The following is a 22929-nucleotide window of genomic DNA, read 5'->3' as shown; positions in this document are numbered from 1 at the left end:
CCCTTTGCTGAGTTGAGCTTGCAGATAATCCCGATCCGGTTCACTCAAAGTAATGTGTTGTCTCTGCATCAGTTATTGATAGTTTTTCAAAAACTAATATACATAAAAACTTTTAAAACAGTGTACTTAGTGTATGGCTAATACTCATATTCATATACGAAATACCTCAGCTAACTGATTTGGAGTGAAATTTAATTTTAGGAAGAGATTGTTTTCCCAATTAAAATGTAACGATAAGAATGAATTTATACCTTTCACTTTGAGTGTTTTAGGGGTGGAAAGTATTTTGAAGAAGAAGAAGATAATGTAAAAGGAGTTATCAAAATCGCGGTAATTTTACCAACTTTGGGGCTTTAAATAGCAAAAAAATAACCCTTATGTTTTCACTTACCAATAAAGTCGCCCTTGTCACCGGTGGAGCTAGCGGAATCGGCCTAGCGATTACTGAGCTTTTTGCCCAACAAGGTGCCTATGTACATATTTTAGAACTAAACATCGACCAAGCACAACAAGTAGCCAACCAACTCACCGATCAAGGATTACAGGCCGAAGCACATGCTTTGGATGTAGCCAATCAAGAGAACGTAATGCAGGTAGTGACCGAAATTACCCAAAAACATCCGATTGATATATTGGTCAATAATGCGGGAATTGCCCATATTGGAAAAGCGCACACAACGCAAGCAAGCGATTTTGACCGTATTATCAATGTCAACGTGAAAGGAATGTATAATTGTCTTTTTGCGATTATTCCGCATTTTTTATCCAAAGGTGGAGGGGTGATTCTCAATACTGCATCCATTGCCGCATCGGTGGGTATTCCCGATCGCTTTGCTTACTCGACAAGTAAGGGTGCCGTGATTGCGATGACACTCTCAGTAGCCAAAGACTATCTACACGACAATATCCGCTGCAATTGCCTTTCACCTGCTCGCGTGCATACTCCTTTTGTGGACGGTTTTATTGCAAAAAATTATCCAGGAAAAGAGCAAGAAATGTTTGAAAAGCTTTCAAAAACCCAACCAATCGGGCGAATGGCGAAACCAAGTGAAATCGCGGCTTTGGCGTTGTATCTATGTTCGGATGAAGCAGGATTTATTACGGGTTGTGATTACCTGATTGATGGAGGTTTTGTAAAACTCAACAACTGAGCAAGAGGACATTGAAAATCAATAAAAAGATAAGACAACTGTATCGAAGACTAAAAAGAGTTTTTTTTCTTTTAGGATGGGCTGTGATAGGTATCATAGTCGAAACAAAAGCACAGCCCATTAATCTTAAAGAAGTAGATTCATTGTTTCGGCAGGGCAAACATGCCGAATCGGAAGCACTTTATGAAAAATACTTGTCCGAACTCAAAAATACCACTACCGTTCCGCTCACTATTTATTATAAATTGGCTTTCATAAACGAAAAAAAGAACCATTATGCAAAGGCTTTGTATTATCTGAGTATGATATACAATCGGCAGCCCCAACAAAATATCCTTAACAAAATCAATGAGATTGCAGCTACTCATAATTTGGAAGGATATGAAGTCGATGATTTTAGTTTTGTCTTTCTTTTTTTTAGAAAATACTCTCTCTATTTTACTTTGTTTTTGTTGGTAGTGGGGATTTATACCTTTGGGGTGTTAATTCAAAAAAAAATAAAGGCAGAAAGCATAAGAAATCGTCATAAGTGGGTAGTGGTGATTTATCTACTGACGCTACTCTTACTGCTCAATCTTCCTGATAATTACCAAATTGGTATTGTCAATAAAGAAAAGGTGTATCTGCGTGAAGCACCTTCGGCAGCGGCTCCTGTAAAGGAGTGGATAGCCCAAGGAAATAAGGTGACTGTGATAGGTCAGTCGGATCAATGGCTCCGTATTTGGTGGGAAAACCAAACTTTGTATGTCCGAAAACTTGACGTATGGGCGGTACAGTAGGTGAGATTTTTTGTAAAAATATTGTATATTCACAGATAAAATCCTAAAATTGCAATCAAACAAAATAAAAGCAGCAATTTCCATGAAAAAACTGAAACAAGTTTTACCCATTTTAGTCGCCCTTTTTACGGTAGGCGTAATGATAGGTTGTAAAGACACGGGGCCACACACCAATCCTGAGGTTAAATTTGAAGCGACGCTAAGTGGTGCTAATGAAGTTCCACCAGTACAGAGTAGTGCTACAGGACGTATGGAAGGGGTTTATAACAAAGATACTAAAACCCTCACTTATACCATTACTCATTCTGGACTTACTCCTACTGCGGGTCACTTTCATTCAGGACAAAGCTATCAAACGGGGCCTGTGATTTTTGATTTTGGAACTGCACTTACCTCTCCAATTTCTGGTACTTGGACACTGAACCAACAGCAAGAAAATTTATTGTTTGCAGGTCTGCTCTATGTTAATTTACATACTGAGGCTAACAAAAGTGGTGAAATCCGTGGACAAGTTAATATGTCTGATTTTGTAACTTGGAAGGCCAATCGCAAGTAAAAAATATTTATGTATAGAAATTTACTTGAAAAGCTGCTCTAGGGCAGCTTTTTTTATGCGCCGATTTGTAAGGCTATATTCTTTGTAGCGGCGATTAAGAAGAGCGCCACTGAAGGATAGCAAATGGCAAAAGAAACAAAAAAATAGCGAGGTCATTGACCTCGCTATTCAACTATAAAAAGTAATTGTTTGATCTAGCTTATTTAGAAACTTGAGCGCGGATGATGTTGAGCGCACCACCAGCTTTAAACCACTCAATTTGCTGCTCGTTGTAAGTATGATTTACTGAAATCGCTTCAGAGGTTCCGTCAGTGTGGTTGAGCACTACTGTAAGGGGAATACCTGGCGCAAAATCATTCAACCCAACGATGTCGATAGAGTCATCTTCTTGGATTTTATCGTAGTCAGCAGGATTGGCAAACGTCAACGCAAGCATTCCTTGCTTTTTGAGGTTGGTTTCGTGGATACGAGCAAAAGAACGCACCAAAATAGCGCGCACTCCTAAGTGGCGAGGCTCCATAGCAGCGTGTTCGCGTGATGAACCTTCACCGTAGTTTTCGTCACCTACCACGATAGAGCCTACCCCAGCAGCTTTGTAAGCACGCTGAACGGCTGGTACAGGACCATATTCTCCAGTCAATTGGTTTTTGACGCTATCAGTTTTTTCATTGAAGAAATTGGTCGCACCGATAAGCATATTGTTGGAGATATTGTCTAAGTGACCACGGTATTTCAACCAAGGTCCTGCCATCGAAATGTGGTCAGTAGTACATTTGCCTTTGGCTTTAATCAAAAGTTTCAATCCTTTGATATCGCTACCTTCCCAAGGTGAAAAAGGCTCTAGCAATTGTAAGCGATCAGAAGAAGGGCTTACGATTACTTGCACGCTGCTACCGTCTTCGGCAGGGGCTTGATAGCCAGCATCTTCAACGGCAAATCCGGCTGGTGGTAATTCGATTCCTTGTGGCTCATCCAATTTGACCGCTTGTCCTTCTTCGTTGATAAGTGTATCAGTAATGGGGTTGAAGGTCAAATCACCCGCAATTGCCAAAGCTGTCACGATTTCGGGTGACGCTACAAACGCGTGAGTGCTTGCAAAGCCGTCGTTACGTTTGGCAAAGTTACGGTTAAATGAAGTAATGATGGAGTTTTTGCGGGTAGGGTCATCCATATGACGAGCCCATTGGCCGATGCAAGGTCCGCAGGCATTGGCTAGTACAATTCCTCCAATAGACTCAAATTGGGCTAAGATACCGTCGCGCTCCGCTGTATAACGAACTTGCTCCGAACCTGGAGTGATGGTAAACTCTGCCTTGGCTTTGAGTTTTTTTGCTGCTGCTTGCGACGCCAACGATGCTGAGCGGGTCATGTCTTCGTAAGAAGAGTTGGTACATGATCCGATAAGCCCTACTTCTAAACGAGTAGGCCAATTGTTTTCTTTAACCGCTTGTCCGAATTTAGAAAGAGGCCAAGCCAAGTCAGGGGTAAAAGGACCATTGACATAAGGCTCCAACTCTGACAAATTCAACTCGATGAGCTGATCATAATAAGGAGCAGGATTTGCATATACTTCTGGATCAGAACGGAGATGTTCTTTGATGCCATCAGCAGCTTCGGCTACTTCTGCACGCTCAGTAGAGCGGAGGTAGTCGGCCATTTTTTCGTCATAAGCAAAGATAGAAGTAGTAGCTCCGATTTCGGCACCCATGTTACAAATAGTACCTTTTCCAGTAGCTGAAAGGCTATCAGCACCTTCTCCGAAGTATTCTACGATGTAGCCTGTTCCACCTTTTACAGTAAGCTTGCCAGCTACCCATAAGATAACATCTTTGGCTGAAACCCAGCCACTCAATTTTCCTGTAAGGTGAACGCCAATGAGCTTAGGCATTTTCAATTCCCAAGCCAAGCCAGCCATTACATCACAAGCATCAGCACCACCCACACCGATAGCAATCATACCAAGACCGCCAGCGTTTGGAGTGTGAGAGTCGGTACCAATCATCATACCACCTGGAAAAGCGTAGTTTTCTAATACTACTTGGTGGATGATACCCGCTCCTGCTTTCCAGAAGCCAATACCGTATTTATCTGATACCGAAGCTAAGAAATCGTAAACTTCTTTATTTTTATCATTGGCGATTTTCAAATCTTCTACGGCACCTACTTTGGCTTGGATAAGGTGGTCGCAATGGACAGTTGAAGGAACCGCAACTTTAGGGCGACCCGCTTGCATAAACTGTAAAAGCGCCATTTGAGCGGTAGCATCTTGCATAGCTACACGGTCTGGGGCAAAGTCCACATAATCTTTGCCACGAGTATAAGGACTAGAGGGAGTGCCTTCCCAAAGGTGAGAATAAAGGATTTTTTCAGAAAGTGTTAGCGGACGACCAACAGCTTTACGTGCGGAGTCAACGCGCTCGCCCATGCGAGCATAGACCCCCTTGATCATATCCAAATCAAATAACGCCATAGTATTTAGAGGGATGAGTTAATTTCAGGCATAAAACTACGAACTGAAAAGCAAAATACGTGCAAAAACTTGCTAAATAGTTGTAGAAAGTATCTAATACGAGAAATTTTAGGGACGGAATTGGGCATATTTGAAGCATAAACTCATAGTTGTAAGTTGTTCATTATCAAACTATCTATTTTAGAAGTGGGGTAGTAAGCACAAAACTTATGATAAGAGAACGATTCAAAGAATGCTTTAAGCAGTCAGCAAAAGGAAAATAGTGTAAGAGATGGAAGAGCCTGAAATTCGTTTTTTGAAATAATGTTACTATTTTGACGGCAATTGTTCAACCTAGTTTTTAAAACATAGACTAAAATGAATATTGAAGATAAAACTTTTTTGGTAACGGGTGGCGCTTCAGGGTTAGGTGCTGCAGCGGCCAAAATGATAGTAGAGAGTGGTGGCAATGCGGTATTGGTAGATATAAATACCATTGCTGGTGAAGAAAACGAAGGAGAACTGGGCGAAAATGCTTTGTTTGTACAGACAGATGTAACAAACGAAGATAGCATCAAAAACGCCATCGATATTGCTATAGATGCTTTTGGAGGGCTTCATGGGGTTATCAATTGTGCAGGTATTGGCCCCGCACAAAGGGTAGTGGGCAAAACGGGACCGCATTCTTTGGAATTATTTTCGAAAGTAATAACTGTGAATCTCATCGGAACATTCAATGTCATTAGGCTAGCTGCGGCGGTCATTCAAAACAACGAACCAGAAGAAGGTGGTGAGCGTGGAGTAATCATCAATACTGCCTCGGTCGCCGCCTTCGACGGTCAGATTGGCCAAGCTGCTTACTCGGCTTCTAAGGGAGGAATAGTATCGATGACTTTACCCATAGCGAGAGAGTTTGCCAAGATGGGGATTAGAGTAATGACGATTGCGCCAGGAATTTTCGAAACTCCTTTGCTAATGGGGATGTCCGATGAGGTCAAAGCCTCATTGGGGCAGCAAGTGCCTTTTCCGTCGCGCTTAGGAAAACCCGAAGAATATGCTTCTTTGGCCAAGCATATCATCCAAAATCAAATGCTCAATGGCGAGGTGATTCGCTTAGACGGAGCCATTAGAATGGCGGCTAAATAGCCTAAAAAGGCACTTTCTTTAGATTAGGAAACCCAAAACGCAATGGCTTTTTTTATTAGTTTTGCCGTTTCCTAATCTATGTAAACCTTTATGGCTCGTTTGTTAAGCATTTTTGCCCTGCTTTATTGGAGCATATTACCTACTTTGTTAGCCCAAAAAAAGAAAAAAGCAGTAAAAAAGTCCCCTTCCTCGGTAGTGGTCACTAGCCAGGGAATTTTTCCTATCAAAGTAAGTCCTAATGGCCGCTATTTGGTAGATCGTTTTTATCGACCATTTTTAATGAATGCCGATGCAGGATGGATGCTCTTGCATAAGTTGACCCTCGATGATGCTAAACAATACATGGGCAATCGGGTCAACAAAAACTTCAATACCTTATTTATTCAATTATTGCCGCCTAGCCCTAATCAGGCAAATGCCTATGGTGAGCACCCTTTTGGGAAAAACAATGATTTTGCCACTCCCAACGAAAGGTATTTCCAGTACGTAGAAGACATCCTATATCATGCGGCGCAGTTACATCTGTTGGTAGGATTGGCACCAGCTTGGTTGGCGGGCTGGGATGAAGTACAGTTTCAAAATGGAGAACAAAAAGCGAGGCTTTATGGTGAATACTTAGGCAATCGTTTCAAAAAACACCAAAATCTACTCTGGATAATGGGCGGTGCCCGTGACCCACTTCGTGAAGAGAAAATACAAATAGCGATAGCCGAAGGTTTAAAAAGCGCGGCACCTTTCCAATTACTCACCTATCATGCTGCCAATACTCATTCAAGTAGCGACGTGCTTCCTACCGAAAAATGGCTGGATTTCAGTATGATTCATAACTATTTTAGGGATAAAAAAGAAGGTCAGCCAGAACAAAGGCCTCAAGTATACCAATCAGCTTTGGCAGAAGCTCAAAAAATACCTCGACGGGCATTTGTGTTGGGGGAGGCTCAGCATGAAGACGAAAATGAGGGCACTGACCAAGTGGTACGTCGGCAAGCTTATTGGACGATGCTAAGTGGCGGAGCAGGGCATTGTTATGGCAGTTCGGTTTGGGCTTTTGAAAACAACTGGCAAGAAAAGCTCAACCTTCCGGGAGCTAATCAAATGCCTTATTTTTCTAAAATTATGGGGGCGTTGCCATGGTATTTGTTCAAGGCCGATACTACTAGCCAAATATTGGTAGAAGGAAGAGGGAAGTTTGGAGAAGATGATTATGCCACAGTAGGGGTTTTACCCAATTATCGAATGGCCGCTATTTATTTGCCAACGGGGCGTAGCATTCAAGTCAATGTAGAAAAAATAAACGGGACGAGTATCCGGGCGCTTTGGATTAACCCTCGCACCAATAAGCGCTGGATTGGAGGCTATTTCAAACCTAAAGGAACTCGCGAACTTATCCCACCTACGCTTGATGATGATTGGTTGCTGTTGTTAGGAAATGTAGGCCGTAAGTGACATAAAGAACTTTCAATATCTTTAACAAACTTATTAGATTGGTGTTTTAGCCATGTTTATGGAATGATTTTTGCTTATTTTTACGAAATATTACACTCCATAAATAAATTTTACACCTCTCATGATGACCAAGCTAGCGGGTTGGTTGTGGTTTGTTTTAGTGTCGATTGGTACAAGCCAAGCCCAAGAGATTCAGTGGGCCAGCAAGTTAGTGGGATTTTCTTCGGAATTTAGGAAAGAAACTCACGGACAAGAGTACCGTGCAGTACAAGCCCTAGGCTACCCCAATACATTCCCTCCTTTTGGCGAAACGGCTTGTGCATGGTCGCCTTACAATGCTGATTCGAACGTAGAAGAATGGATACGGGTTGGTTTTGAAACTCCACAAAAAGCGCGCCAAATCTTAATTGTGGAAAATTTTAATCAAGGTTGTATTACGCGGGTATATGCCTATGACCCAGCCGGAAAAGAAATGACCGTGCTTGAAAATGGCCTCACAGTGACTTCAGAAGTAGGGAAAGTACTTGCGTTGGCAGTGGCTGATACTACCATGTTGATTGCATCGGTCAAAATAGTACTCAATCCCGCGCGAGTAAAAGGATATAATCAAATCGATGCGATTGGTCTTAACAATTCTACTAAGCCTTTTGAACTCAATATCAATGTCTATAAAGACGCTCCTAAGGAAATTTTAAAAGAAAATATTGGGGCTAATGTCAACACCAAAGCCCAAGAAGTAGCACCTATTATTTCGCCCGATGGTAAAACAATCTACTTTACACGCGGAAAATACGAACAAAATATCGGAGGTGCCGAAAATCAAGATGTATGGTATGCTACCCGTTTGGGCGATAAATGGAGCGAAGCTCAAAACATGGGTGCACCTATCAATAACGCTGATAATAATGCTATTGTGAGCATTTCGCCCGACGGAAAAACGCTCTATCTTATGAACGTCTATCGCCCTGATGGCACTATGACATTTGGGCTTTCGAAAGCAACGCGTAACAAAACAGGCTGGAACCCACCCGTAGAATGTAAAATTGAAAATATCTATAATCTCGATAAGAAAAACAATACCGAGTTTGCGCTATCGCCTAGAGGAAATGTGCTGGTAATGTCGGTTAAAAGAGAAGATACCAATGGTGACCGCGACTTGTATGTGAGCTTTCTAAAAAATGACGGAACTTGGACCAAACCCACCAATATGGGGTCGGTTGTCAATACGGCCGAAGTAGAAAGTGCGCCTTTTATCGCTGCCGACAACAAAACACTTTATTTTACTTCTTATGGGCATGCAGGATATGGCGGAGGCGATATTTTTATCAGTCGCCGCCTTGATGATAGTTGGACTAAATGGACCCAACCCGAAAACCTAGGGCCAGCCATTAATACGCCTCAATGGGATGGTTTTTTGAGTATTCCTGCTTCTGGCGAATATGCCTACGTAAGCTCTATGCAAAACTCAGTAGGCGGCGAAGATATTTTCCGCTTTAAAGTATACGCTGCGATTCGTCCCGAGCCGGTGGCGATTATTTCGGGAAATGTGTTGGATGCTGATACCAAAAAACCAGTCAATACCGAAATCGTCGCTAATTTGTTGAAAGACAATACGAATGTGTCTAAGGTAGAATATGACCCTGAAACAGGCGAGTACAAAATTATTTTGCCCGTCCAAGAGTCATACAGAATGAGCGCCCTCAAAGAAGGGTTCTTTCCTATTGACGAAATCGTTGATTTATCCAAAGACCGTCGGTTTAGAGATATAAAACGCAACATCCTATTGGTTCCAATCAAAGAAGGTAGAAAAATAGTGCTTCACGGGGTGATGTTTGAACAAAGTAAGTTTGAGTTGGTGCCCGAATCGCTGGTTGACTTAGACAAAATAGCTGATATGATGCTCAAATATCCTACGATGGAAATACTCATCGAAGGCCATACCGACAATCAAGGCGATTTTAAGCTAAATATGGAGCTATCCGAACAGCGCGTAGGTGAGGTAAAAAAGTACTTAACAAGTAAGGGAATTGCCGAAACGCGACTTCAGACCAAAGGCTGGGGTTCTACTAAACCTGTTTCGAGTAATGAAATCGAAGAAACCCGCAAAAAAAACCGCCGCGTAGAGTTTACTATTTTGAAAGTTTGATAGATACAAAATAATGATATGTGTCGATTGTTTTTGTTAAATATTTGATTTTCAATGAGTTGTTTTTGTTTTAATTTTGATAAATTGTTTTTACTTCTCCCATTTTCTCAACAGTTCTACACAGTCTGCGGTTGGTAATCTCATATTTATGCTCATCAAATAAATCAAATGAGTAGCGGCGTTGGTTGTGTCTAGTAGGTCATGATTCACCCATTCATCCAGAAGCCATAACATACCGTGTACACGGAGATTCATTTTTTGAGCGGCTTTGCGCAAAGGGTTGTCGCTCGTCAAAAGTGTGCCGTTTATCTCGCGGGCGTAGACCAGAACCGATACATCCGTTTCAGAGAGTTTTCGATGCTGCATTGCAACCTGCTGTAAATGGGCCACTTCTCCTGAATCGAATTCTCGAACTTTTAATAAATTGTTACTGACGAACTTACTTACTTGTGCTTTTTGAACATCCATTAATTCGTCTATTACAAACGCCGTTGTGTGAATCGTATAGGGCAATTCAAAAAGCAGATATAATGTATCAATCTCAATCAAATCAATAAACACATTAGCATCGGTAATGGCAATAGAGGTTAGCGTGTCAGTACTATCCATGTGTTAAGCCTGTTAATTCCTGCCGAAACTCCGCTAACTTCTGATTATTCAAGGTCGCCGCTTTCGACATAGATATGATTTCTTCGGCGGCTGCTCGGTAGAGTAGTTGCTTAAAACGTAGCGCTTTTTCTTGTCCAAGGTATCGTCCAGGTTCATTTTTTCGATAGCCTAATTTACTGAACAGAATATTAAAATCCTGATAACCGCTGTCGCTGATGACACCCAAAGCTTTAGCCCGCGCCATAATAGCTTGAATAGAAACACCGTATTGCTCTTTTATTTGTACCAATTCTGCTAAAGAAATATAGCGACGCCGTACGGTCATTTCTTCAATAAAAGTCTCTTTTGGCAACAAAAATGCTCCTGCAAAAGCATGACAGAATTTTTCAACCTGTTTTTCGGAGAGGTCGGGGTTAAACTTCAATACGCAGTGAGCTAGTTCATGTAAAGTGGTAAACCGCTGTCTTACTACATCAAAGACAGTATTGATTACAATAACAAGACTATCGTTGCCCATCGCCGACAATCCATCAAAGCTCTCATGAGCCGAAACCTGAAATACTTTAATTCCTCGATTTTCGAGGGTTTCAATCACGTTTCCGATGGAGTCCCTTCCTAGCTTCCAAGCATCTCGTAACCGTTCGGCGGCGGAGTCAATGTCATCAAAGGAGTTAATCACTGTCCCTTCAATTGGGTTTTCAAACTTGATTTTTGCATCCAACAAAGATTCTAATTCATGGTATCTTTCCAGAAAATCAACAGTTTGTTCGCGTACTTTTTCTTCTTCGGTTTTGGTAAGTTTTACTTTTTTTCTAAACTCTACATTTTGAAGAATAATCTTTTCGGGGCGAAAAAAATAATTGACTCGAACCCCCAACACTTGAGCGATTCGTATCAATCGTTCACTATCGGGTCGGGCTTTTCCTTGTTCATATTGGTGTAGGGCTTGTTTGGAAACATCCCCTAAATTATCAGCTAGTTCTTGCAACGACATTCCTGCCATTTTTCGAGCTGAGACAAGCCTATCTGCAAAGTTAGATTCCATAATGAGCCAGTTTTATATTGACAAAGTAATAAAAAAAAATAGTTTTTGTCAATATTGATTAGTATTTTTAGTTTTGTAATAACCACTAAGAACCCATTTTGTAAAAAAGAATTATCCATTTTAACTGACAAGTGATTGTAATAAAATTTACTTTACTTTGATAAAAATCAGCTTTAATCAGAAACAATGGCAGAAAAGACCAAACGCGAACTCAACGAATACGTAGATGTAGGGCATTCGGAACTTGAAAATCACCTACGTACCCAAAATGCCCAACTCCAAAATGTAGCTGAAGATGCCGACGCCAGCCGTAAACTAACTGATTTTCTATGGCTTAATATTTTTGGGTTTGCGTACCATTATCTCAAAAGTCGTTTTGGACCGCGTCATGCCTACCAATATTATCCCGTGGGTGAGGAGACGGGTGTCTTTAAGATGCCACTTGAAAACGAGACTACACAGATTGCTCTGTTGTCAGATTGGGCTTCTGATACGCCTGAGTCTGATAAAATAGGGGCGATTGTGGCAGCTCACAAACCCGATTTTTCGATTCATTTGGGTGATATTTACTTCGTGGGAGCACCTTCCGAAGTACACGATAACTTCATCAGTCCTAAGGCTTCTTGGCCGCGCGGTAAGCGGGGGAGTTTGGCGCTTTCTGGCAACCATGAGATGTACTCTAATGGAGATGCGTTTTTTAAAACGTTGCTCCCTACGATGGGCATACGGCAAGGAGATCGTGTGAGTACCCAAAAAGCAGGCTTTTTCTGCCTTGAAAATGACTATTGGCGTATCATTGGTTTGGATACGGGCTATACGTCGGTGGAGCGGCCTTTGATTGAAATACTTTCTCCGCCCGATTGTCATTTGAGAAAAGAACAGCTCAGTTGGCTTAAAAATCAAGTTCATTTAGAAAATCCTAACGACCGCCGTGGGATTATCTTTTTGAGTCATCATCCGCCTTTTTCGTTATTCCGCAAAGCATTTCCCAAACCTGCACAGCAGTTGAGCCAACTGTTTGGGGGTTTTTTACGTCCTGTATTGTGGATATGGGGACATGAGCATCGTCTGGTGGGATACCGGGAAACCCAAGTAGCAAAGTTGCCTATTCATGGGCGGTGTATCGGGCATGGTGGAATGCCCGTTGAAATAAATTCTCCTAAAATTGATACCGATTCGATTGTTTTTTACGACCAACGCAAACGTAAGAGTTTGAGACGTGTAGATGTGGGATATAATGGATTTGCGTGGTTGAAATTTACCAATGAAAAACTCGAAATCGAATATCGCGACATTGAAGATAAAATAGTAGTGACCGAAAGCTGGGAAGTTGACATTAAAACTGGCATTTTGAAAAAAGTTTTATAACTATAAAAGGCTGACTATGAAAACTATGGCACGTTGGTTGTTGATGGGTTTGGGTAGCTTGGTAGGCTGTACTGTCGATACCGATACTACTCCTCCTGGAGCACCTGCTTTTAATGGGGAAGGCTACCGGCCTATTTATGTTTCGGCCGAGCAAATAAAACAAGTAACTACCGTGGCTCCTCAGCCGCTTCGTAAGCCGGGCAAAATATACGTAAAAGGTAATTTTCTATTTATAAATGAGCAAGGCAAAGGGATTCATCTTATTGATAATGCTAATCCTGCTTCTCCTCGTAAGCTTTCTTTTATAAATATTCCGGGCAATGTGGACATTGCCGTGAAAGGCAATCTCATGTATGCCGACAATGGGCGGGATTTTGTGGTACTTGATATTTCAGACCCCACTCAGGTGACTATTCAGAAAAGAATAGAAAATGCTTTTCCACTTCACTCTTTTCCGCCTTATATCAATACTTACTTTGAGTGTATCGATGAAGCTAAAGGGGTAGTGATCGGTTGGGAAAAAGTAAAAATGAGTCGTCCAAAGTGTTATCGTTAGGCTACTTAAAAGGAAATAATCATGAAAAATGTAATATATGCTTTAGGGATTGCTTTGCTTTGGAGTTTGGTATTTGCGTGTGCTTCTGACAAAAGTGCCGATATATCTCCCAACGGACAAACAGGTACGGGTGGTTCGATGGCGCGGTTTGCGATTGTGGGTAATGCCCTTTATTGTGTTTTGCCCAATCAACTTCAGGTGTACGACATTAGCACGCCCACCAATCCCGTAAAACAAGACGCCGTAGAGCTTAACATGGGATTGGAAACTATTTTTCCGTATAAAAACAACCTTTTTATTGGGTCCAATGACGGTATGTATATCTTTGACAATCAACAACCTTCAAAGCCTACGCTTCTTTCACAATATAGACATGTACAGAGCTGCGATCCGGTGGTAGTTCAAGGAAATTATGCTTATGTTACATTGCGGGCAGGAGTAGATTGCCGCCGGTTTACCTCCACAAGCTCCTTGGATGTAATTGATATTAAAGACTTAAGAAACCCTCAGTTGGTTTATACCCAAACTATGCAAACGCCTTATGGGCTAGGCGTGATAGAAAATCAGCTTTTTGTGTGTGAGGGCAACAACGGCCTCAAAGTATTTGACATTCAAGACCCCACAAAACCTACACTAAAATATACCTTATCGGACGTAAAATCTTTTGATGTGATTCCACTTCCGAAGACTTTGCTCGTAACCGGCGACGGCGGGCTTCTGCAATATTCTTATCAAAATGAAGGTAAATTAGAGCTAATTAGTAAAATAGAAGTTGAATAACCCTTCTTCTTTATTTTAGTGGTTTTGACCAATGTACTCATGAATAGATTATGTCGAAGGTTACAGCTGATACTTGTAGGGTGGATGCTATGGACAAACAACATCATTGCCCAAGAGCAAGCATCTCCTTCTTTGCTTTTGAAAACGATTCCAAGTACTCTCTTCGATGTCGAAAATTCGCTTACTTTGGCAGTTGAAGTACCTTTCAGTAAACATTGGAGCGTGCAGCAAGAGTTGGGTTGGGGAGACAATGCTTTCAATATCTATTCTCGTCAAAGAGAGCTTTATCCCAATCGCGAAACTTGGCGTTTTAGAACGCAGATCAGGTACTATCTGACTGACAAAAACACAGGAGCTTATCTAGCAATGGAGTATTATCACAAAAATGTTGTTACCCATAGCCTGATGGGCATAGGCCAAGGATGCAATCCTGCTACAGGAGCATGTGCTTATTTTCAGGAGATGCCCATACGTACCAATCGAAAAGTATCGGCAGCACATCTCAAATGGGGCTGTGTCTTGGAAACGGCTCAGCGTGTCATTATTGATGTTTATATGGGGATGGGAATAAGAGGTTTGGTGGTGACCGATAATGTAGGAGGAGCTTCTACTTTCCGCTCAGAGTGGTTTACTTTTAGACCTAATAGACCCGGAAATTATGGAACTACCTTGGGGATTTCGGCAGGGATAGCATTGGGATATGCTTTTAGGCCAAGAAAACCGAAATCCTTATCTTTGCCCTAAATTTAAACTTAGCGCAAATGACAAAATTTGAATATAAAGTCATTGAGTTGAAACCCGGAGGATTTTGGGGTATGAAACTTGATGCGGCAGATATTGAGGTCCAATTGAATAAAATGGCCGAAGAAGGGTGGGAGCTTGTCAACTCCTTGGATATGAACGTCGGGCATGGTGCTACTTCTAAGATGTTCTTTATTTTCAAACGTTTAGCTACTTTTTGATGATACAGCAAGAACCTATCTGTGCCTTGGCTACCGCCACGGGAGTGGGGGCATTGGGTGTGATACGGGTATCAGGAACCGGAACGTTTGAAATTGTAAATCGTCTTTTCCGTGGTAAAAACCTTACCCAAGTGGAGAGTCATACGGTTCACTTGGGTACAATTCGCGAAGGTGCTACTATCATAGATGAAGTGCTAGTTTCGGTTTTTAAAAGCCCCAAATCTTTTACCAAAGAAGATACCGTCGAAATCTCTTGTCACGGTTCGGATTATATCATCCGTCAAATATTAAAATTGTTGGTAAAAAACGGCGCCCGTTTGGCTCGACCAGGTGAGTTTACGCAACGCGCTTTCCTCAATGGCCAATTTGACCTAGTACAAGCCGAAGCCGTAGCCGACCTTATTGCGGCCGATTCAGCGGCGAGTCACCGTACGGCTTTGAATCAACTACGAGGAGGGTTTTCTAAAAAATTGAGTGCTTTACGGGAAGAGTTAATCCATTTTGCTTCGCTTGTAGAGTTGGAGTTGGATTTTGGAGAAGAAGATGTGGAGTTTGCCGACCGTGACGACCTTCGCAAGTTCATCCAAAGTTTACAAAGCACTATTACGCCGCTTATCGATTCTTTTGACTTCGGAAATGCCCTCAAAGAAGGCGTACCTGTGGCGATAATTGGCGCTCCCAATGTGGGCAAATCTACACTGCTCAACGCCCTTCTCAACGAAGAGAAAGCAATCGTAACAGCTATTGCGGGTACTACGCGTGATGTAATTGAAGATATACTTTACATCGATGGCATTAAATTCAGAATCATAGATACAGCAGGTATCCGCGATACCGATGACATAGTAGAGTCGATGGGTATTGAGCGTTCTAAACGCGCTATGAATCAGGCCGATATTGTACTGTTGTTGTTTGATGGAGAAGAAACTTATGCGGAAGTCGAAAATTTAGTGCAAGGGTTGGAAGAAGAGAAAAAGGTACTTTGGGTGAAGAATAAAGCGGATTTAACCTCACCCAACCCTCTCCTTTCTGGAGAGGGCTTTAATCCCCCTTCTCCTGTAAGGAGAGGGGCAGGGGATGAGGTTGCCATTTCAGCCAAAACAGGTGCAGGAATTGAAGAACTAAAAAAGACATTGGCTGCTATGGTGGTGACTGCTAAGACCTCCGATGATACTGTAGTGACCAATATGAGACATTATGAGCATTTGCTCAAAACCCAAGAAGCCCTTACCGATGCTTTGAATGGCTTAGATATGGGCATAACAGGCGATTTTTTAGCACAAGATATTCGTTTGGCATTGCATCATTTGGGTGAAATCACAGGCCAAATCGTGAATGATGACTTATTGGCCAATATTTTCTCTAAGTTTTGTATTGGAAAGTAAGTATTGCGTTTGTCAATAAATAATTACCCATTCATATTTAGTTTATGTTATTGGTTGCGGTGTGCCGTTGCGCTCTGTTAATCGTTATTAGAGCAGGTTGATAAACAGTTAATTAAAGCTTAATGATAACCGATAACTAATAACTACTTACGCCTAGATTTTGATAAAAGAACCCATCAAAATGGAAAGTTTAAGAAATCATATTGAGCAAATAATCCCTTTGAATGATGAAGAGTTTGACCATATTAAGTCATTCTTCTCCTTGAAACGGGTACGCAAAAATCAGTATCTTATCCATGAAGGAGATGACGTAAAACATGAATACTTGGTACTCCAAGGTATTTATAAAGTGTTTTATATTGACAGTGAAGGAAAAGAACATATACTACAGTTTGCACAAGAAAATTGGTGGCTATCAGACTATATCGGCTTTTTTAAGCAGAAGCCTGCAAGTATGTTTGTGCAATGTATGGAAGAAGGAGAAGTACTATGCCTAACACTTCATGGAAGAGAAAAATTAGCTTCGGAACTTCATAAAATGGAGCATTTCTTCCGAATAAAACTTACTAATGGCTATGTGGCTTTACAACAAAGAATAACATTGCTGCTTTCAAGTACTCCACAAGAGCGCTACGAGGAATTTTCAAAATGGTACCCCAATTTAATCCAAAGAATTCCAAAAAAGTATATTACCGAATACCTGGGAGTGAGTCGAGAGACTTTAAGTAGACTTTACTCTACGCATAAATAAAAATCTATTTGCGACTTTTAAGAAGTGTGATTCTAGTCACACTTTTTTTGTGATTAGCCTCCTTCGTTTGTGGGTTGCTGTGGCTGTAATTTTGTCATATAAATTTAAAACACAGCAATCATGGAATTATTTCTTAAAAACAAACGCGTTTTCGTATCAGGCTCTACGGCTGGTATTGGGTATGCGATAGCAAAGGGATTTGCAAAAGAAGGTGCCACTGTTTATTTGAATGGCCGAAGTGCTGCTAAAGTTGAGGAAGCAATAGCCAATATTATTTCAGAATTACCCAATGCCCAGATAAACGGTATAGTGGCGGACCTTGCTACTGTAGAGGGGTTTGAGAAAGTAAGCCAAGAATTATCAGAGATTAATATTCTGATAAACAATTTAGGAATTTATGAACCAGTTCCTTTTTTTGATTCTAAAGACGAAGACTGGCTGAAATTGTTTGATGTAAATGTAATGAGCGGGATTCGTCTGACTCGCTTTTATATGCCCAAAATGTTGGAGAAAAATTGGGGGCGTGTAGTTTTTATTTCAAGTGAATCGGCACTTCAAATCCCCTCTGAAATGATTCATTATGGGATGTCCAAAACCGCCCAACTTTCAATCTCTAATGGCCTAGCGCAGTTGACAAAGGGGACGGGTGTGACAGTAAACTCAGTTCTTCCTGGCCCCACTTTCTCGGAAGGAGTTGAAAAATTTATCGGTGATCTTGCTGCTCAACAAAATGCTACCAAAAAGGAAATTGAGCGTCAATTTTTTTCTGAAACTAGACCCTTGAGTCTGTTACAACGATTTATTACTCCTGAGGAAGTGGCTGCTACTGTATTGTTTGTGTCGAGCGAATGGGCCGCTGCTACCAACGGCGCAGCTATACGAGTAGAAGGTGGGATTTTGAAAGGGTTATAATAAAATGTGTGATTCAAATTACACACTATTGGTGATTTAACTCCTTATTTTTCAGTGTATTATGTTTGTATTTTTGTCTTGTAAATAACAACAACGCAATTGATAGTTAACCAATTAAATAAATAAAATCATGGAAAAGAGAATCTTGATTATTGTGTCAAATGCCAATGCAATTGGCCCAAACAACAGAAGAACAGGTAACTTTTTGCCTGAAGTAGCACATCCTTATGCAGAATTTGATAAAGCAGGTTTTCAAATCGACTTTGCTAGTTTGACTGGAGAAACTCCCTTTTTAGATGCGCTTAATTTGGCAGACGACTCTGATAACTTGAAGTTTTTGACAGGAAAAGGATGGATTGACATGCAAAAAGCTCCTAAATTATCGGAAGTAGATACAAGCCTATATGATGCTATTTTTGTGCCCGGCGGTCTTGCCCCTATGGTAGATATGCCAGCAAACCCTCTCTTAAAAAAAGTTATCGCCGAGACGTATAGTCGTAATGGTATAATTGGTGCGGTTTGTCATGGTCCAGTGGCCTTACTAAACGTCGAATTAGGGGATGGTTCCTACCTTGTTGACGGCAAAAATATTGCTTCTTTTACTACTGCCGAAGAAGACAATTATGCACGGCCAGATGTCCCGTTTGATTTACAAACTGCACTTACCCAGCAAGGAGCTATCTTCCATGCCTCTGACCCTTGGTCGGCCAATAGTATTGCGGATGGGAACATCGTAACGGGCCAAAATCCTGCTTCTGCGAAAGGGGTGGGAGAAAAAATGGTCGCTATTTTAGAAGCAAAATCATAATTCGTTTTTGTATTGTTCGCTGCTTTTGGTGGGAATTAGTAAATTGAAACAATTTAAAATTTAAAAAAATGGAGAAGAAACCTGTGTATGCGTTTGCCAAATGGCAAGTCGAGGAGGGACAGCTTAATAATGTACTGCAATTGCTCACGGAAGTGGCTAAAGAAACTAGCAAAGAAGAAGGGAATTTGTTTTATCAAATTCATCAAAGCAATTCGGATTTAAACACCATCGTGCTGTATGAAGGCTATGTGGATGAGGATGCAGTAGCGGTTCATCGCAGCTCGTCGCATTTCCAAGATTTGCTTGTTAAACAAATAGTTCCTTTATTGGTAAGTCGGGAGGTTGTTTTAGCCTCTCGACTCAACTAAATAAGTCGACTGCCGTTTGACAAAAGCCACTAAATCAACTATTCAATAACTGAGATTATGATTGTTAGGAAGACGCTTTCGCTGAAATCAATTTATGAGTTTACGGGGCACCATCTTACGTGGCTTACCGGATGGATGTTGCTGGTTACTTCTATTTATTATTTTACAGATTGGAAGTTCATTACTTTGCCTTGGTTGCCACTTTCTCTCATAGGTACGGCGGTAGCATTTTATGTGGGCTTTAAAAATAATCAAGCTTATGATAGAATTTGGGAAGCTAGAAAAATATGGGGTGCAATGACCAACAACAGTAGAAAGCTGGCTACTCTGATCAAACACTTTCGCTCAGAAGATAGTACTCCAGATTTTCGCGCAGAACTTAGAAAACAAATTGTTTATCGTCATATCGCTTATTTATACCAATTGCGCGAGCAGCTGTTGAAGCCTACTCATTGGGAACATGTAAGTTTGAGTTGGGTTTTTGGAAGTTTTAATCAGATTCGACGGGATAAATTCTTTCATCAATTCAAAGAAGAACTAGATGAAATAGCCTGTAATAATTATCTTTCAAAAGAAGAAAAAAATAGCCTAGAAGGATTCAACAATAAAGCAACACAACTATTAGATAAGCAAACGCAGCAAGTACAATTGCTTTACGATAGAAAAGCCATCAATATGATGCAGCAAACAACTTTGCAAGAGGTCTTAAATAGCTTTTATGATGAACAGGGAAAGGCCGAACGAATCAAAAATTTCCCTTTTCCTAGAAAATACGCCACATTTAGTTTTGTGTTTGTCTGCATTTTTGTTTTTCTACTTCCGTTTGGCATTGTGGGTGAATTTAGAAAATTAGGAGATGCCTATGTATGGTTGAGTGTACCCGTTGGGGTGATTATAGGGTGGATTTATGTGGTGATGGAGATGATTGGTGACTATTCCGAAAATCCCTTTGAAGGCTTGCATAATGATATTCCGATGCTGACCATCTGCCGAACTATTGAGATTGATATGCTTCAGATGATAGGAGACCCAAACATCCCCAAACCTATCCAACCCAAAAACCATGTGTTACTTTGATTCGCTGGATTGTACTCTAAAAATACAAGCCCTCTTCGTGAGGGCTTTTTCGTTTTTAATAAAAAATAATGTGATTATCGGCCTTGTTTTGTATTTTCATAGCCGAAAAAGAGAGAATTGTCCCTAAACCTTTTATTCTTTGTTAGAGCCAAACCGTTCTGTAATACATCCTAATTTCCTCGTTTTTATGCATCAAATAGGTTATTCTACCCGTGTTTTTCTTCATCACTTTCAAAAAAATCAAATGAAGTTAGTTCTTTCGTTATTAATGCTAGGTTTGATGCAAGTCGCTCTGGCACAAACTCCGAAAATCAATGCAGATTCGGTGTATATCCGTAAAAATTACACCAAAATGGAACGTATGATTCCGATGAGGGACGGTGTCAAGCTCTTTACTTCTATATATGTCCCAAAAGAAGTAGCTAATGGACGAAAATTCCCGATTATGCTCAATCGGACTCCCTACAGTGTGGCACCTTATGGAGATACTTTATACAAAACCACCTTGGGACCTTCGATGCTCTTTGCCCGTGATGGGTATATTTTTGTGTATCAGGACGTGCGTGGCAAATATATGTCGGAGGGGGATTTTGAAGCTTATCGCCCCTTTATTTCCAAAAAGAAAAATGCAGCCGACAACGACGAAAGCTCGGATGCCTATGATACCATCGATTGGCTTATCAAAAACGTAGAAGGAAACAATGGCCGTGTGGGTACGTGGGGGATTTCGGCGCCGGGTTATTATACGACCATGACGACCATCGAATCCCACCCTGCGTTGAAGGCGGCTTCTCCGCAAGCACCTGTCACCGATTGGTTTATGGGCGACGACCGCCACCACAATGGCGCCTTTTTCTTGATGGGGACTTTTTCGTTTATTTCTTCTTACGGAGCTCCTCGACCGTTGCCTTCACCCAAAGGCCGTCCAGGGTATTCGGCTTATGGTACGCCAGATGGGTATGAGTTTTATATGAAACTAGGGCCGTTAAAAAATGTAAACGAAAAAATCTTTAAAGGTGAAAATCGCATCTGGAATCAGTTGATGGAAAATGAGACCTACAACGAGTTTTGGCAATCTCGTACACCTGTACCACACCTAAAAAACGTAAAACCTGCCGTAATGGTAGTAGGAGGGTGGTTTGATCAAGAAGATTTGTACGGCCCGTTGAAGGCTTATGAAGGTATCGAAAAAAATAGCCCTTCGTCTTCTAATCGCTTGGTGATGGGGCCGTGGATTCACGGAGGCTGGGCGCGAGGCAAAGGCGAATCATTAGGTCATATTCGTTTTGGGTCGGCTACGAGTGAGTTTTACCAAAAAAATATCGAATTGCCATTTTTTAACCATCACTTAAAAGATACTCCAGACCCCCAATTGCCCGAAGCTTATATTTTTGAGACGGGTGCCAACGAATGGCGTACTTATGATCAATGGCCGCCCAAAAATTCGGTAGAGAAAAAATTATATTTCCATGCCGATGGGAAGTTGTCGTTCAATCCTCCTTCTTCAAAAAGCAAAGAGCCTCTTTACAATGAATATACCAGCGACCCTTCCAAACCTGTTCCTTATACATCCGAGATTCGGGTGATTAGGGGAAGTGATTTTATGTATGAAGACCAGCGTTTTGCGTCGCAGCGCCCCGATGTGTTGGTGTACGAATCGGATGTATTGACCGAAGATGTAACCATTTCGGGAAATGTACTTGCTGATTTGTTTGTCTCAACGACCGGAACAGATGCTGATTTTGTGGTCAAACTGATTGATGTTTATCCTGGTAATGCTCCCAACGACAGCCCCGAAAATCCCCGTAAAGCTATGGGCGGCTTTCAATTGCTAGTTCGTGGTGAAGTGATGCGGGCAAAATTCAGAAATAGCTTCACAACGCCCGAACCTATGAAACCTGGCAAAATAGAACACGTGAAGTTTGATATGCAAGATGCGGCTCACCGTTTCAAAAAAGGTCATAAAATAATGGTGCAGGTGCAGAGTACGTGGTTTCCATTGGTAGATCGAAATCCCCAAAAGTTTGTCAATATTTATAAAGCTGACGCCAGTGACTTTCAGAAAGCAATACATAAAGTTTTTTGTTCGGGCAATGCTTCTTCTTACGTAGGCGTGCGTGTAGTAGAGTAGTATAAACTGTTGATTTTGTATGCTTTGCGTCGGAGACGCAATACCAAATTTGCCCCAAATGGCAGTTTGGGGCAAGCTATGCAATGCTTCCTCCTATGTGGGCGTGCGCGTGGTGGAGTAATATAAACTGTTGAGTTTGTATACTTTGCGTCGGAGACGCAATACCAAATTTGCCCCAAATGACAGTTTGGGGCAAGCTATGCAATGCTTCCTCCTATGTGGGCGTGCGCGTGGTGGAGTAATATAAACTGTTGAGTTTGTATACTTTGCGTCGGAGACGCAATACCAAATTTACCCCAAATGACAGTTTGGGGCAAGCTATGATGATTCCTAAAAAAACCTTCTAATTTGTGTTTGAGTAGGTACAAATGCTCAAATTGTATCACCCTGAAATAGCTTGACAGATTTAGGATTCATTTTTGGTCACTGAAATAGTTTCTAAAATTGTACTTTTTGCTTTTTCTCACGTTTTGATGCTCTCCATCTTTTAGTTAATGGTCCCTT

The 22929-nt window shown here is 41.3% G+C and carries 21 protein-coding genes; 18 read left to right on the top strand and 3 right to left on the bottom strand.

Going from position 1 to position 22929, the window contains the following annotated elements; genetic code table 11:
* Window positions 1-377 precede the first annotated feature (377 nt).
* From P1X15_RS31775 to P1X15_RS31765, 3 genes are all read left to right on the top strand, one after another.
* Entirely contained in the window at window positions 378-1151 is a 774-nt protein-coding gene (locus P1X15_RS31775; RefSeq protein ID WP_277342137.1) for an SDR family NAD(P)-dependent oxidoreductase, read from the top strand.
* Window positions 1152-1162: 11 nt separating this feature from the next.
* Window positions 1163-1930 (top strand): SH3 domain-containing protein, encoded by a 768-nt coding sequence (locus P1X15_RS31770; RefSeq protein WP_277342136.1) that lies wholly within the window; start codon window positions 1163-1165, stop codon window positions 1928-1930.
* Window positions 1931-2012: 82 nt separating this feature from the next.
* The gene (locus P1X15_RS31765; protein ID WP_277342135.1) at window positions 2013-2486 is read left to right on the top strand and encodes a CHRD domain-containing protein; all 474 of its coding nucleotides are present in this window, start codon (window positions 2013-2015) and stop codon (window positions 2484-2486) included.
* A gap of 199 nt (window positions 2487-2685) precedes the next feature.
* On the opposite strand, the gene P1X15_RS31760 is transcribed toward P1X15_RS31765, so the two are convergent.
* The gene (locus P1X15_RS31760) at window positions 2686-4956 is read right to left on the bottom strand and encodes an aconitate hydratase (RefSeq protein ID WP_277342134.1); all 2271 of its coding nucleotides are present in this window, start codon (window positions 4954-4956) and stop codon (window positions 2686-2688) included.
* Window positions 4957-5313: 357 nt separating this feature from the next.
* Here P1X15_RS31760 and P1X15_RS31755 point away from each other — a divergent pair, with 357 nt between their 5' ends.
* The 3 genes from P1X15_RS31755 to P1X15_RS31745 all read left to right on the top strand — a co-directional run bounded on the left by P1X15_RS31755 (window position 5314) and on the right by P1X15_RS31745 (window position 9673).
* On the top strand, window positions 5314-6081 hold the full coding sequence (locus P1X15_RS31755) for a 3-hydroxyacyl-CoA dehydrogenase (protein WP_277342133.1): 768 nt from the start codon (window positions 5314-5316) through the stop codon (window positions 6079-6081).
* A gap of 90 nt (window positions 6082-6171) precedes the next feature.
* On the top strand, window positions 6172-7527 hold the full coding sequence (locus tag P1X15_RS31750; RefSeq protein WP_277342132.1) for a DUF4038 domain-containing protein: 1356 nt from the start codon (window positions 6172-6174) through the stop codon (window positions 7525-7527).
* A gap of 121 nt (window positions 7528-7648) precedes the next feature.
* Window positions 7649-9673, top strand: coding sequence for an OmpA family protein (locus P1X15_RS31745; protein ID WP_277342131.1), 2025 nt, complete (start codon window positions 7649-7651; stop codon window positions 9671-9673).
* A 90-nt stretch (window positions 9674-9763) separates the two neighbouring features.
* Here the strand turns inward: P1X15_RS31745 and P1X15_RS31740 are convergent, their stop codons facing one another.
* Both P1X15_RS31740 and P1X15_RS31735 read right to left on the bottom strand, forming a co-directional pair.
* Entirely contained in the window at window positions 9764-10282 is a 519-nt protein-coding gene (locus tag P1X15_RS31740) for a PIN domain-containing protein (protein ID WP_277342130.1), read from the bottom strand.
* Window positions 10275-11327 (bottom strand): ImmA/IrrE family metallo-endopeptidase, encoded by a 1053-nt coding sequence (locus P1X15_RS31735; RefSeq protein ID WP_277342129.1) that lies wholly within the window; start codon window positions 11325-11327, stop codon window positions 10275-10277. The genes P1X15_RS31740 and P1X15_RS31735 overlap by 8 nt, the downstream gene beginning before the upstream one ends.
* 186 nt (window positions 11328-11513) lie before the next feature.
* On the opposite strand from P1X15_RS31735, the gene P1X15_RS31730 reads away from it, so the two are divergent.
* The 12 genes from P1X15_RS31730 to P1X15_RS31675 all read left to right on the top strand — a co-directional run bounded on the left by P1X15_RS31730 (window position 11514) and on the right by P1X15_RS31675 (window position 22425).
* Window positions 11514-12695, top strand: coding sequence for a metallophosphoesterase (locus P1X15_RS31730; protein WP_277342128.1), 1182 nt, complete (start codon window positions 11514-11516; stop codon window positions 12693-12695).
* A 25-nt stretch (window positions 12696-12720) separates the two neighbouring features.
* Window positions 12721-13251, top strand: coding sequence for a hypothetical protein (locus P1X15_RS31725; protein WP_277342127.1), 531 nt, complete (start codon window positions 12721-12723; stop codon window positions 13249-13251).
* Between the two features lie 21 nt (window positions 13252-13272).
* The gene (locus tag P1X15_RS31720) at window positions 13273-14031 is read left to right on the top strand and encodes an LVIVD repeat-containing protein (RefSeq protein ID WP_277342126.1); all 759 of its coding nucleotides are present in this window, start codon (window positions 13273-13275) and stop codon (window positions 14029-14031) included.
* A gap of 39 nt (window positions 14032-14070) precedes the next feature.
* Window positions 14071-14775 carry a DUF3575 domain-containing protein gene (locus P1X15_RS31715; protein WP_277342125.1) on the top strand — a complete coding sequence of 235 codons (705 nt, stop codon included), beginning with the start codon at window positions 14071-14073 and terminating at the stop codon, window positions 14773-14775.
* A gap of 17 nt (window positions 14776-14792) precedes the next feature.
* Window positions 14793-14993, top strand: a complete 201-nt coding sequence (locus tag P1X15_RS31710; RefSeq protein ID WP_277342124.1) for a DUF4177 domain-containing protein — start codon at window positions 14793-14795, stop codon at window positions 14991-14993.
* A complete protein-coding gene (gene mnmE, locus P1X15_RS31705) occupies window positions 14993-16378 on the top strand; it encodes a tRNA uridine-5-carboxymethylaminomethyl(34) synthesis GTPase MnmE (RefSeq protein WP_277342123.1) in 1386 nt (461 codons plus the stop codon). Before P1X15_RS31710 ends, mnmE begins: the two co-directional genes overlap by 1 nt.
* A gap of 181 nt (window positions 16379-16559) precedes the next feature.
* Complete coding sequence (locus tag P1X15_RS31700; protein ID WP_277342122.1) at window positions 16560-17129, top strand: Crp/Fnr family transcriptional regulator; 570 nt, start codon at window positions 16560-16562, stop codon at window positions 17127-17129.
* 120 nt (window positions 17130-17249) lie between these two features.
* The gene (locus P1X15_RS31695) at window positions 17250-18041 is read left to right on the top strand and encodes an SDR family NAD(P)-dependent oxidoreductase (RefSeq protein WP_277342121.1); all 792 of its coding nucleotides are present in this window, start codon (window positions 17250-17252) and stop codon (window positions 18039-18041) included.
* Window positions 18042-18171: 130 nt separating this feature from the next.
* The gene (locus P1X15_RS31690; protein WP_277342120.1) at window positions 18172-18849 is read left to right on the top strand and encodes a type 1 glutamine amidotransferase domain-containing protein; all 678 of its coding nucleotides are present in this window, start codon (window positions 18172-18174) and stop codon (window positions 18847-18849) included.
* Window positions 18850-18917: 68 nt separating this feature from the next.
* The gene (locus P1X15_RS31685) at window positions 18918-19217 is read left to right on the top strand and encodes a putative quinol monooxygenase (RefSeq protein WP_277342119.1); all 300 of its coding nucleotides are present in this window, start codon (window positions 18918-18920) and stop codon (window positions 19215-19217) included.
* Window positions 19218-19274: 57 nt separating this feature from the next.
* Complete coding sequence (locus tag P1X15_RS31680; protein ID WP_277342118.1) at window positions 19275-20294, top strand: bestrophin family protein; 1020 nt, start codon at window positions 19275-19277, stop codon at window positions 20292-20294.
* A gap of 244 nt (window positions 20295-20538) precedes the next feature.
* Entirely contained in the window at window positions 20539-22425 is a 1887-nt protein-coding gene (locus P1X15_RS31675) for a CocE/NonD family hydrolase (protein WP_277342117.1), read from the top strand.
* Window positions 22426-22929 lie beyond the last annotated feature (504 nt).

The sequence above is a fragment of the Runella sp. MFBS21 genome (assembly GCF_029433105.1).
Classification (GTDB): Bacteria; Bacteroidota; Bacteroidia; order Cytophagales; family Spirosomataceae; genus Runella.
This window is presented reverse-complemented; position numbering and strand designations above follow the sequence as displayed.